11 protein-coding genes are annotated in these 11,536 nt (G+C 62.9%); 3 read left to right on the top strand and 8 right to left on the bottom strand.

Going from position 1 to position 11,536, the window contains the following annotated elements; genetic code table 11:
• The 8 genes from ABID19_RS29180 to ABID19_RS29145 form a co-directional block, all read right to left on the bottom strand.
• A partial coding sequence (locus ABID19_RS29180) for an adenosylmethionine--8-amino-7-oxononanoate transaminase (protein WP_354494179.1) occupies positions 1-1,160 on the bottom strand: 1,160 nt, incomplete at its 3' end.
• Positions 1,160-1,795, bottom strand: a complete 636-nt coding sequence (gene bioD, locus ABID19_RS29175) for a dethiobiotin synthase (protein WP_006205533.1) — start codon at positions 1,793-1,795, stop codon at positions 1,160-1,162. The genes bioD and ABID19_RS29180, both read right to left, overlap by 1 nt.
• Positions 1,792-2,931 (bottom strand): 8-amino-7-oxononanoate synthase, encoded by a 1,140-nt coding sequence (locus ABID19_RS29170; RefSeq protein ID WP_006205534.1) that lies wholly within the window; start codon positions 2,929-2,931, stop codon positions 1,792-1,794. Before ABID19_RS29170 ends, bioD begins: the two co-directional genes overlap by 4 nt.
• Entirely contained in the window at positions 2,928-3,926 is a 999-nt protein-coding gene (gene bioB / locus ABID19_RS29165) for a biotin synthase BioB (protein ID WP_263807250.1), read from the bottom strand. The genes ABID19_RS29170 and bioB overlap by 4 nt, the downstream gene beginning before the upstream one ends.
• A 92-nt stretch (positions 3,927-4,018) precedes the next feature.
• The gene (gene nadC / locus ABID19_RS29160; protein WP_263807251.1) at positions 4,019-4,873 is read right to left on the bottom strand and encodes a carboxylating nicotinate-nucleotide diphosphorylase; all 855 of its coding nucleotides are present in this window, start codon (positions 4,871-4,873) and stop codon (positions 4,019-4,021) included.
• On the bottom strand, positions 4,870-6,414 hold the full coding sequence (locus ABID19_RS29155) for an L-aspartate oxidase (RefSeq protein ID WP_263807252.1): 1,545 nt from the start codon (positions 6,412-6,414) through the stop codon (positions 4,870-4,872). The genes nadC and ABID19_RS29155 overlap by 4 nt, the downstream gene beginning before the upstream one ends.
• The gene (gene nadA / locus ABID19_RS29150; protein WP_263807253.1) at positions 6,411-7,385 is read right to left on the bottom strand and encodes a quinolinate synthase NadA; all 975 of its coding nucleotides are present in this window, start codon (positions 7,383-7,385) and stop codon (positions 6,411-6,413) included. The genes ABID19_RS29155 and nadA overlap by 4 nt, the downstream gene beginning before the upstream one ends.
• A 62-nt stretch (positions 7,386-7,447) precedes the next feature.
• Positions 7,448-8,413 (bottom strand): NUDIX hydrolase, encoded by a 966-nt coding sequence (locus tag ABID19_RS29145; protein ID WP_006205539.1) that lies wholly within the window; start codon positions 8,411-8,413, stop codon positions 7,448-7,450.
• 184 nt (positions 8,414-8,597) lie between these two features.
• Between ABID19_RS29145 and panB the strand changes: the two genes are divergently transcribed.
• The 3 genes from panB (at position 8,598) to ABID19_RS29130 (ending at position 11,516) form a co-directional block, all read left to right on the top strand.
• Positions 8,598-9,434 (top strand): 3-methyl-2-oxobutanoate hydroxymethyltransferase, encoded by an 837-nt coding sequence (panB, locus tag ABID19_RS29140; RefSeq protein ID WP_006205540.1) that lies wholly within the window; start codon positions 8,598-8,600, stop codon positions 9,432-9,434.
• 76 nt (positions 9,435-9,510) lie between these two features.
• Entirely contained in the window at positions 9,511-10,317 is an 807-nt protein-coding gene (locus ABID19_RS29135) for a pantoate--beta-alanine ligase (protein WP_425277678.1), read from the top strand.
• Positions 10,318-10,541: 224 nt separating this feature from the next.
• Positions 10,542-11,516, top strand: coding sequence for a hypothetical protein (locus tag ABID19_RS29130; RefSeq protein WP_050900867.1), 975 nt, complete (start codon positions 10,542-10,544; stop codon positions 11,514-11,516).
• The last annotated feature ends 20 nt before the right edge of the window (positions 11,517-11,536 follow it).

The following is an 11,536-nucleotide window of genomic DNA, read 5'->3' as shown; positions in this document are numbered from 1 at the left end:
CCGAGCGGACGCACCAGCAGTCCGCGCTCGAGGAAAAAAGCGCGCAGTTTTGGCCCGATCTCGGCCAGATAGCCGGCTGAGCCGGCGTGCAGATCGAGGGCCGCGATCGTGCCGGTCACCCGACTGTCGGTGAAGTTGGCATTGTCGCGAAAGCGCTGAAGCCCGGCGGCCTGCATCCCGCTCAAGGCCGCGATCCGCTCGGCCACTGGTTCGTCGCGCCAGATCTCGACATTGGCGAGCGCTGCCGCGCAGGCAATCGGATTGGCGGTGTATGAGCTCGAATGAAAGAAGGTTTTCTTACGGTCTTCGGAATAATGGGCCTGGAAGATGGCATCGGTGGCGAGCGTGGCGGCTAGCGGGATCACGCCGCCGGTCAAGCCCTTCGAGGTGCACAGGATATCCGGAGAGATCGCGGCCTGATCGCAGGCGAACATGGTTCCAGTGCGGCCCCAGCCGGTCATCACTTCGTCGGCGATCAGCAGCGTGCCGGAGGCTTCGGCAATCTTCTTCAGTTCGGCCAGAACCCAGGCCGGGTACATCAGCATGCCGCCCGCACCGAGCACCAGCGGCTCGACGATCAGCGCGGCGGCGTGCCGGTCGCGGCTGACGGCCTCGAACCGATCCAGCGTCTCCTGCTCTCGCCCGGCGGCCGGGAAGGGGATGGTATCGACCTCGAACAGCAACGGCTCGTAGGCAGCGTTGAACACACCGCGGGCGCCGACGCTCATCGTGCCGATCGTGTCGCCATGATAGCTGTGCTCCATGACGACGATGCGCGAGCGCGGTGCGCCGATGTTGCGGAAATAGCCGAGCGCCATCTTCAGCGCGACCTCGACGGAGGTCGAGCCGCTGTCGGAGTAGAACACCCAGTCAAGGCTGGCTGGCGCGAGGCCGACAAGCGCCCTGGCCAGGCGTTCGGCCGGCTCGTGGGTGAAGCCGGCGAAGATGATCTGATCGAGGCTCGACGCGGTTGTCTCGATAGCCTTCATGATGCGCGGATGGCGGTGGCCGTGCGTGACGACCCACCAGGAGGAGATGGCGTCCAGGATGCGCGTGCCGTCGGCCTTATGGAGATAGGCGCCTTCGGTCATGACGATTTCGGGGATCGTCGGCTCTAGCGCGTGCTGGGTGAACGGATGCCAGACTCGAGACTGCGACATCATTCGCCTCCGGCAATCGAGGCGAAGCCGAAGCCCGCAATCATTGCGTCTCTCAGCGTCTTGTCCGTTAGCGGATCGAGGTGCGGCAGCCTGCCGAGCTGCGGCACGCCGCCGAACTCCACGATTGTCTGTTGCGTGTCGGCCATCTCATCGCCGATGAAGGCGATACCGGCCAGCGGGATGGAGCGCGCCCGCAGGGCCTCGATCGACAGCAGGGTGTGGTTGATTGTGCCGAGCGCGGTGCGGGCGCACAGAATGACCGGCAGTCGCCACTGTGCGAATATGTCGATGAAGCTTGTGCGGCGGTTGAGCGGCACCATCAGCCCGCCCGCACCCTCGATGATGAGCGGCGCCGGCACGCAGGGAACCGAGAGGTCCGCCGCCTCGATCGAGACGCCGTCGATCTCGGCCGAGCGATGCGGCGAGAGCGGCTTCCTCAAACGGTAGACCTCCGGCAGCACGCGTCCCATGGGCAGGCCGGCAAGCCGCCCGACAATCTCGCTGTCGGTTTCGCCGTCAAGGCCCGATTGCACCGGCTTCCAGTAGAAGCCGTCAAGCAGGCCGGCGAGTCCAGCCGAGAAGACCGTCTTGCCAATTCCGGTATCTGTTCCGGTGATGACGAGGCGCAGGGTCATGCCGAGCCCAACCCCTCGGCGAGCACTTCGACCATGGCCGAGGTATCGGATTCGTCGACGTTGAGCGTCAGTGAAATGCGCAGACGCGACGTGCCCTCCGGCACCGTCGGCGGGCGGATGCCGCGTATGTCGAAGCCGCGCGCCTGTAGTGCCGCCGCCACCGCCATGGTGCGCCTGACGTCGCCAATGACAACCGGCTGGATCTGGGAGCCGCTGGGCTTCACGCCACAGCGCTCCGCCAATTTGCGACCGGCGAAGGCAACGCGCTCCTGCAACTGGAGACGGCGCAAAGGCTCATCGACGAGCATTGCGAGTGCTTCGCGCACTGCCACTGCCATCAGCGGCGATGGCGCTGTGGCGTAGATGAATGGCCGGCACCGGTTGACGAGGTAGTCGCACAACGTTCGTGGAGCGGTGACAAGCGCGCCCGACGCGCCGATCGCCTTGCCGCATGTGTGAAGCGCGACGATGTTGTCGCGGCCCTCGAATGCGGCGGCCAGCCCGCGACCGTCCGGTCCCCAGACGCCGGTGGCGTGTGCTTCGTCGACGACGATGAATGCCTCGTGCCGATCGGCAAGCGCGACGAGGCTCGCAAGAGGCGCGCGGTCGCCATCCATGCTGTAGAGGCTTTCGACTGCGATCCAGACACGGCCCAGGGCTCCGCCGGCGCGCCAGTGCGTGATCGCATCCTCGACAGCGTTGACGTCGTTGTGCGTGGCCAGCACGAACTGGGCGCGCCCGGCCTGCGCTCCCTCATGCATGCTGGCGTGAGCAAGCTCGTCGAGGACCAAAAGGTCGCCCTTTTGCGGCAGCGCGGTCAGCAGTGCGAAGTTGGCTATGTAGCCGCTGCCGAAGAACAGCGCGCGTTCGGCGCCGAAGAATGCCGCCGCGTCCGCCTCCAGTTCCTCATGCTCCGGTGCGTTGCCGCGTAACAGCCGCGACCCGGTGGCACCAACCGGCGTGCCCCGCGCAATCGCCGCCGCAACCGCCTCGCCAAGTCTCCTGGAGGCGGCAAGTCCGAGATAATCGTTCGACGAGAAGTCAAGCCCGGCGCGCGGCGAAAGCGTCCGCAGCCGGTCCCTACGCTCCAGCCCCTGCAAGGTCGCCTCGTGCCGGCCCAGCGGTGCCCCGTTCATTGCGCCTCGAGTTCCATCGGCTCTATGCCGAGACGGCAGAACAGCAGAGTATCCTTGTCTTCGCCCGGATTGTCCGCCGTCAGCAGCGTGTCGCCGACGAAGATCGAGTTGGCGCCGGCAAAGAAGCACAGCGCCTGCATTTCGTCGGTCATCGCGGTGCGGCCGGCGGAAAGGCGCACATGCGATTTCGGCATCATGATGCGCGCCAGTGCGATCACGCGCACGAATTCGATCGGCTCGATGGGCTTGGCTTCAGCCAGCGGCGTTCCGGCGATCGGGATAAGCATATTGATCGGAACGCTTTGCGGATGTTCCGGCAGATTGGCCAGCGTCACCAGCATGTCGATCCGGTCCACCGGCTCTTCACCCATGCCGACAATGCCGCCGCAGCAGACCTTGATGCCGGATTGGCGGACAAGCTCGAGCGTTTCGAGCCGGTCAGCAAAGCTGCGCGTGCTGATGATCTCGCTATAGTAGCGTTCCGACGTATCGATGTTGTGGTTGTAATAGTCGAGACCAGCCTGTTTCAGGCGAGCGGTCTGCTCGAGATCGAGCATGCCGAGTGTCATGCAGGTTTCCATGCCGAGCGCCTTGACGCCTTCGACCATCGCTACGACCGCATCCATGTCGCGCGCCTTGGGATTGCGCCACGCGGCACCCATGCAATAGCGGGTGGCGCCGGCGTCACGCGCCTTGGTCGCCTCGGCGATGACGCGCTTGACCTCCATCAGCTTCGAAGCCTTCAGCCCGGTCTCGTGATGGGCCGACTGGCTGCAATAGCCGCAATCCTCCGGGCATCCGCCGGTCTTGATGCTGAGAAGCCGGCTGAGCTGGACCTTGTTGGGATCGAAATTCTGGCGATGGATCGTTTGCGCCAGGAAGAGGAGATTGTTGAAAGGCGCATCGTGAAGTGCCCGAGCTTTCTCCGACGTCCACGTCCCATCGTCATCGGCTTGCTGTATCGTCGTCGTAGGACTCGTTGCGTGCAGGTCCATGCGGTTTCTCCGGTTCTGGCTTTTTCGGGGTCTTCACTTTCTGATTGACGAAGAGGGAGGTCATCGACCGCTCCCGTCCGTTCGCCGCGCGATCATGAGCTCCGATAGTCGAGGCCGATATCCAGGATCGGCGCGCTGTGGGTCAGTCGACCGATGGAAATCAGATCAACGCCGGTCGCGGCAATCGCTGGCGCCGTATCGGACGTGATCGTGCCTGAAGCCTCCGTGATCGCCCGACCGCCGACGATTGCGACGGCGCGACGCAGATCGTCGAGGGACATGTTATCGAGAAGGACTGCATCGGGAGCGAAACCAAGGACCTCCTCCAACTGGGCCAGGGTATCGACCTCGACTTCGATCTTGACGAGATGGCCGGCGCTGTTTCGTGCCCGCTCGAGCGCGGTGCGAATTCCGCCGGCGATGGCAATGTGGTTGTCCTTGATCAGGATGGCGTCGTCGAGGCCAAAGCGGTGATTGGCGCCACCTCCTGCGCGCACGGCGTACTTTTCGACTGCCCGCAAACCGGGCGTCGTCTTGCGGGTGCAGACGATCTTCGCACCATGTCCGCGAACCGCGGCCACGATCGATGCCGTTGCCGTGGCGATGCCGCTCAGATGGCACAGAAAATTGAGTGCCGTGCGTTCGGCCGTGAGAATGGCCCGGGCCGGGCCAATCACTGTTGCAATGATCTCGCCATCCACGACATTGCTGCCGTCTGCCCGCTCCACGGAGATTTCGACGTCAGGATCGATCAGCCGGAAAGCAAGCATCGCCAGATCGAGACCGGCCACAACGCCCGACTGGCGCGCCGCCAGCACGGTCCTCGCCTGGTGTTCTTTCGGGACGACGGCGTCCGTGGTCACGTCACCGGCTCTGCCAAGGTCTTCGAGAAGAGCCGCCCGGACAAGCGGCTCCAACATGACCGTGGGAAGTGGTGCGAGCTTCATAACCTGGCCCCCTCGAGGCTCGGGACGTGTGCGAGTTCCCGCGCTGCCGCCAGGGCATCGGCGAGAGTAAGTTCGAAACGTCTGGCAACGGCTTCACGATGCGGAAAGTCGGCGCGGTAGTGGGCGCCACGGCTTTCCTCGCGCGACAAGGCGGCGATCGTCATCATCAGCCCGACAGACGCGGAATCCGATGCCGCGTCGTTGGCCTCGGCGAGCGGCAACAAAGCACGCGCTGTTGCTTTCAAACATTCACCATTCCGGACGATGCCGAGTGCGCTCGAGAGGAGAGGGCGCACGGGTATGGGGTCGGGCGATGGGTAATCGCGTGCAAAGACAGGCTTTGTCCGGCGCGCAGGCGTACCGGCGACGCTTTCCGCGACCCAGCGCGCGCACACGATGGCCTCGGTCAGGGAGTTGCTAGCGAGCCTGTTCGCGCCATGCAATCCGGTGGAGGCTACCTCGCCGCAGGCCCAAAGTCCTGAAACAGAGGTGCGACCGGCGCCATCCACGGCGACGCCACCCATGTGGTAGTGCTGTGCGGGGCGGATAGGAATGAGGTCATGTGCCGGGTCGATGCCGACTACGCGGCAGGCTGCTGCGATCGTTGGAAACTGCCGCGCGAAGGTCGTGCCGGGCTTCCCTCGCGCATCGAGAAAGGCGCGGTGGCCTTTCGAGAGATGTTGCCAGATCGCTCGCGCCACCACGTCACGCGGCGCGAGCTCCGCACCTTGTAAGCCTTCGAGGAAGCGCTGGCCGGCTTCATCGACGATGATCGCGCCTTCGCCGCGAACCGCTTCGCTGATGAGCTGCATGGGGCGGCCCGGCCCGTCGAGCGCGGTCGGGTGGAACTGGATGAATTCCAGATCGGCAAGGACAGCACCTGCGCGCGCTGCAAGTGCCAGGCCTGGTCCGCAACTGCCCAAGGGATTGGTGGTGTCGATAAACAGGCCGCCAATCCCGCCTGTTGCGAGGACCACCCGTCGCGAGCCGAAGAATACCGAACCCATCGAACAGCTTGCCCAGACACCCCGGACCGCATTCTGCTTGACCGCCAGCCGACGCGCTTCCACACCTTCGACGACCACGATCGACGGGGCGGAACGCACAGCCGCGACCAAGGCACGCATGACTTCGCGTCCCGTGCCGTCGCCACCGGCATGAACGATGCGCCGTCGGCAGTGCGCAGCCTCCAGTCCAAGGCGCAATGACCTTTCCGGCGTGTAGTCGAAACGGACCCCAAAACCCTCCAGCGTTTCGATCGCGCCGGGCGCCGCGTGCAGGATTCGGCTTGCCATTTCCGCGTCGCACAGCCCATCGCCAGCGGCGAGTGTATCGGCCAGGTGCAGTGCCGGATTGTCGTCATCGGCGAGGCTGGCAGCCAGGCCGCCCTGTGCCCGCATGCTGGACGTGTCCGTTCCGAGTGGCGTCCTCGACAGAAGAAGCACCGGCTCAGGCGCCATATAAAGCGCAGTCATCAGCCCGGCGATGCCGCCGCCGATGATGATGGGTCTGCCAAAAAAGCTACGGACGTCCGCGTTCATACGGCCAGCATCCGCTCGACAGCCAGCCGCGCCCGGCTGGCGATCTCAGGATCGATGCTCACAACATGCCGATTTTGCTCGAGAGCCACGCGGATGTTGGTGAGCGTGATCCGCTTCATGTGTGGACACAAATTGCAGGGGCGGATGAATTCGATCTCGGGATGCTGGAGCGCGACATTGTCGCTCATCGAACATTCCGTCATCAGCACGACGCGTGGCGGCTTTTGCCTTTCGACATAGTCGGACATGGCAGCAGTTGAACCGGAAAAATCGGCCTCTGCGACCACGTCGGGCGGGCATTCGGGATGCGCGAGCACGATCACACCGGGATGGCTTTCGCGCAACTCTCGGATGTCGGCCGGTGTGAAGCGCTCATGCACCTCGCAGTGGCCTTTCCAGGCGATGATCTCGACCTCGGTCTGGGCGGCGATGTTCTGGGCCAGATATTCGTCCGGCAGCATGATGACACGCGGAACGCCAAGGGACTCCACCACGGCCTTCGCATTGCCGGAGGTGCAGCAGATATCGGACTCGGATTTCACTTCGGCCGATGTGTTGACGTAGGTGACAACAGGCACGCTCGGATAGCGTTGCCTCAGCAGCCGGATGTCCGCGGCAGTGATCGAATCCGCCAGCGAACAGCCTGCCCTGAGGTCGGGGATCAGCACCATCTTTTGCGGATTGAGCAGCTTTGCCGTCTCGGCCATGAAATGAACGCCGGCCAGCACAATGACATCCGCTTCAACCGTCATTGCCTTGCGGGCGAGCGCCAGGCTGTCGCCGACGATGTCGGCTACGCAATGGAAGATTTCCGGTGTCTGATAGTTGTGCGCCAGGATGACGGCGTTTCGCTGCCGCTTCAGATCAAGAATGGCATCGATATCATCGGCGAATACCGGCCATTCAATCGGGGGGATAACGCGCCGAACGCGGTCATACAAAGCCGCGCTCGAAGGCAGGATGGCGCTCATCGAGCCTCCGATTATAGTCTACAAGAATATAAGGTATATATCCTTTATGACTATAAGGGATGTCAAGCCCGCATAAGCGGCAATTTTGTCCCGGCCACCGGCCTCTCGTCGAGAATGTCGTGGCGGAAGCGGTAGAGCTGCGCCGGCCGGCCTCCGGTTTCGGTGGTCGTCTCCCCGGTCTTTTCGACCAGCTCCTGCTGTTCGATGAGCCGGCGAAAATTTGGTTTGTTGATGAGCCTGCCGGAGAGCGCTTCAACGGTTTGCTGCAACTGCAAGAGCGTAAAAAGCGGCGGCATCAGTTCGAACACGACGGGTCGGTATTTGATTTTGGAGCGCAGCCGCGCAATAGCCGTTGCTAGGATACGGCGATGATCGGCGATCATGGATTTACTTGGAACCGCGGTGGGCGCGGCTGAAGGTCCGACACGCACCGCTTCCTCCACAAGCGCTGCCTCATAGAGAAGCTCATAACGCTGCAGCGCGAACTCTTCGTTCCATGACCGGTCGTCGAAGCCGAAGGCGACAGCAGCGCGCCGCTGGCGGTCAAGCCGTACGGCTGTGTCGTCAGCGCTGCCCGCCCACTCCCTCAGACGTGGCCGCAGATCTTCCAACACCGCCGTCGGCGCGCCGGAGCGATGATCCTCCCATGGAAAATAGTCGTACCAGCTTGCCCAGCAGCGCTTGGCTGCGGCGCCCAGGTCTTCGGCCTGTGTGAGCGCGAGATAGCTGATCGAGATGACGCGCTCCTCAGCGCCGATCCTGTCGCGATCGGCGAAAGTGTAGAGTTGTTCGATATAGCCGAGCGGGTGGCCGGTCTGTTGTTCGACCCATCCCCTGAGGCCGGACTGCAGTGAGCGGTGAGCAAGTTCGAACGGACCTGATGGCAGGGCGTTTGCCTGCGGGATGGTGAGAACGCAGGGAACACTGTTGTTCATGGCGACGACGACGGCGATCAGGTCCGCATTGACGTTGTTGCCCCTCTTCCCTCCAGATTTGAGTTGCCTGGTCGGCTTTCCCTGATGGTCCATGATCCCTGATCCGGCTGGGCTGAGTTACGCTTACGGAAGCAGCTGAACCGATTTAGATTGGTTTTCCACGATAATGTCGGCGCGTCAACATCGTGCCCGTGCGTGATTTTAGCTCTTCGCACCTGCACACAAATGTGCCAAACGCGACACCCACGGTTGGTAACGTTAGGGAAGGAGGCGCGGGTTGAGCGCAGTTGGTGATACAAAGGCGATTACACCGCCAGATATTCGCTTCCGGAAAGGCCAGGCGCCGCTCGTCTGCCTGACGGCATATACCGCGCCGATCGCGAAGCTGGTTGATCGACACTGCGACATCGTTCTCGTCGGCGACAGCGTAGGCATGGTGCTGCACGGCCTGTCGTCGACCCTGGGCGTCACCCTCGACATGATGATCATGCACGGCCAGGCCGTGCGGCGCGGGCTCAAGCGCGCGCTCTTGGTCGTCGACCTGCCGTTCGGCTCCTACGAAGAGGGGCCGGAGCAGGCGTTCCGTAACGCTGCCCGCCTGATGGGAGAGGCCGGTTGTGCGGCAGTCAAGATCGAGGGCGGCGAGAACATGGCAGCAACCATCCGCTTCCTGACGGCTCGCGGCGTCCCGGTGATGGCCCATATCGGGCTGACTCCGCAGGCGGTGAACACATTGGGCGGCTATCGCTTGCAGGGACGGGGAGACGATGCGGACCGGATCAGGCGTGACGCCGCTTCGGTCACGGATGCCGGCGCTTTTTCGGTGGTCCTGGAGAAAGTGCCCGAGCCGCTTGCACGGCGGATCACCGCAGAGATCGCCATCCCCACAATCGGCATCGGCGCCTCGCCAGCGTGTGATGGCCAGATTCTGGTGGTCGACGACCTTCTGGGCATGTTCACCGACTTTCGACCGAAATTCGTCAAGCGCTATGCCGAACTAGGCGCTGGGGCCGAGGCGGCGATTGCCGCCTACGCCGCCGACGTGAGGGAACGGCGCTTTCCTTCCGCCGAACATGTTTACGCCACCGCCTCGAAGGCTGGAGAGGTCGCGTGAGCGTGGCAATCGCTCGAACTGTTACCGAGCTTCACGCTATGTGGCGGGATGGGGCCGCCCGGGCGCAAGTGTCGCGATGGTGCCGACCATGGGGGCATTGCATGAAGGACATCTGAGCCTCGTGCGTGCAGCGCTTGAGAAGGCCGATCGGGTAATCGTGACGCTGTTCGTCAACCCGAAACAGTTCAACAATGCCGCCGACATTGCGACCTATCCCCGGACAGAAGACGAAGATGCCGCAAAGCTCGTGCCGCAGAGTGCGCATTTACTCTATGTGCCGGATGCTGGGGCGATGTACCCGGAAGCCTTCGCCACGTTTCGGTGTCCGGTGTCGGCGACGGCCTGTGCGGCACCTTCCGGCGGGGCCATTTCGATGGCGTGGCGACCGTCGTCGCCAAGCTCTGCCTGCAGACCGGCGCTGACTTCGGCTTCTTTGGCGAGAAGGACTTTCAACAGCTTCAGCCTGGTCAGGCGCATGGTCCGTGACCTGGGAATTCCTATCACGATTGTTCCCTGTCCGACAGTCCGCGAAGCCGACGGTCTTGCACTATCATCGCACTATGTCCGGCTGTCGCCAGTGGAGCGTGCTGTTGTGCCCAAATTACCAACGGTCTTGCTCGAGACGGCTGAGGGGCTTGCGCGCGGCTCGCCTGTCCTGCCAACGCTTGCCGAAGCGCGCGAAGCAATTCTGGCTGCAGGCTATCGCGAGGACGAATACCTCGAACTTCGCGACGAGGCAGATTTGCGACCGACGACAATTCTTGACCGACCGGCACGCTTGGTGGTCGCGACCTGGGATCGCCAGTTCCCTGTTCGGGCGCGGCCTGTTGAAGAAGATCGGGCTCACCCGTTCGCGATCAGGTGCGTGCGCGATCCAACGTAGCTGCCACCTGAGGGGCGGCGGCTATAGACAGTTCCTGGCGTAATTGGTCACAGCTTCGTAACTGACTGGTCGACAATGCAATTGCCAGCGAGGTTATTGTGCATTGCACAAAACCTGATGCGCGGTTAGCCTTCTTCCATAGCGGGAATCGGGTTTGGGTAATACGGGACGAAGCACTGAGAACCGGTGCTTCGTTGATAGTGCATTCATACCTAAGGATCCTGATCACCGTGAAGAACCCCGACAAAGCCGGCGCCACAAGTCTGGAGGCGATCGCGCGGAACGGCAGCATGCTGCGTCGCATCGCCATACGCATTCCGACCTATCTGTCGGATCTTCGTGAAAACCCAGCGTGGCTGCCGATGTTCATGCTCGCCCGCACGATGCCGGCAAGGAAAATGCACTGGCGTGGTGCAAAGCCTGTTCGAGCGTCGCAGAAAGCCCAGGACACAATGTTTGTCGGCGTCAATCGCCGGGACGTCGTTGACGCGCTGCGGTCGGATGGGCTTTTTTCCGGACTCGTTTTGCCGACATTTGTCCATGAGGAGATCGCAGCCTTCGCGCGGTGCACACCTTGCTTCGGCAACTTCGATCGTCGTCTAGAATTCATGCCGACGGAACATGCGAAGGCTGAGGCCCAGTTCAGCCGTCCGTTACTCAGCGGGCACTATTTCGAACGCATCCTCGGCTGCACGGCAGCGGTCGCCATCCAGAACGACCCGCTGCTACTCGACATTGCAGCCCACTATCTCGGCGCTCAGGCGAAACTGATCACCACCCGTGTCTGGTGGAGCTTTCCGACCGGCCAAGCCTCCGACGCGGAGAAGAACCTTGCCTCCCTCGACAAATACCACTTCGACCTCGACGATTGGCGGATGCTCAAGTTCTTCTTTTACCTGATGCCGGTCGACGAAGGCACTGGCCCGCATGTCTATGTGCGCGGCAGCCACAAGCGCCGCAGCCTCAAGCATCAGTTGACCTTGCTTGTCGGCCATTCGGCCGAGGAAGTCCTCAAGTTCTACGGCGGCGACAGCCCGGTCACGCTGACCGGCGAGGCCGGCCTCGGCTTTGTTGAGGATCCGTTCGGCTTCCATATGGGCACCGTGCCTTTACGCACGCCGCGGCTGATGATGGAAGTTGGCTTCGGCGTTTCGCCACCCTCGCGCCGACGATTCCATGGCGAGCCGGTTGTCCGCTGATCTAAAAGAAGTCCCTAGCA

This window comes from Mesorhizobium robiniae (assembly GCF_040545535.1).
GTDB classification, from domain to species: Bacteria; Pseudomonadota; Alphaproteobacteria; order Rhizobiales; family Rhizobiaceae; genus Mesorhizobium; species Mesorhizobium robiniae.
This window is presented reverse-complemented; position numbering and strand designations above follow the sequence as displayed.

Coding starts and splice junctions, on each gene's coding strand:
- bioD (WP_006205533.1), bottom strand. CDS start 1,795: ATGACCCTGCGCCTCGTCATCACCGGAACAGATACCGGAATTGGCAAG.
- ABID19_RS29170 (WP_006205534.1), bottom strand. CDS start 2,931: ATGAACGGGGCACCGCTGGGCCGGCACGAGGCGACCTTGCAGGGGCTG.
- bioB (WP_263807250.1), bottom strand. CDS start 3,926: ATGGACCTGCACGCAACGAGTCCTACGACGACGATACAGCAAGCCGAT.
- nadC (WP_263807251.1), bottom strand. CDS start 4,873: ATGAAGCTCGCACCACTTCCCACGGTCATGTTGGAGCCGCTTGTCCGG.
- ABID19_RS29155 (WP_263807252.1), bottom strand. CDS start 6,414: ATGAACGCGGACGTCCGTAGCTTTTTTGGCAGACCCATCATCATCGGC.
- nadA (WP_263807253.1), bottom strand. CDS start 7,385: ATGAGCGCCATCCTGCCTTCGAGCGCGGCTTTGTATGACCGCGTTCGG.
- ABID19_RS29145 (WP_006205539.1), bottom strand. CDS start 8,413: ATGGACCATCAGGGAAAGCCGACCAGGCAACTCAAATCTGGAGGGAAG.
- ABID19_RS29135 (WP_425277678.1), top strand. CDS start 9,511: ATGGTGCCGACCATGGGGGCATTGCATGAAGGACATCTGAGCCTCGTG.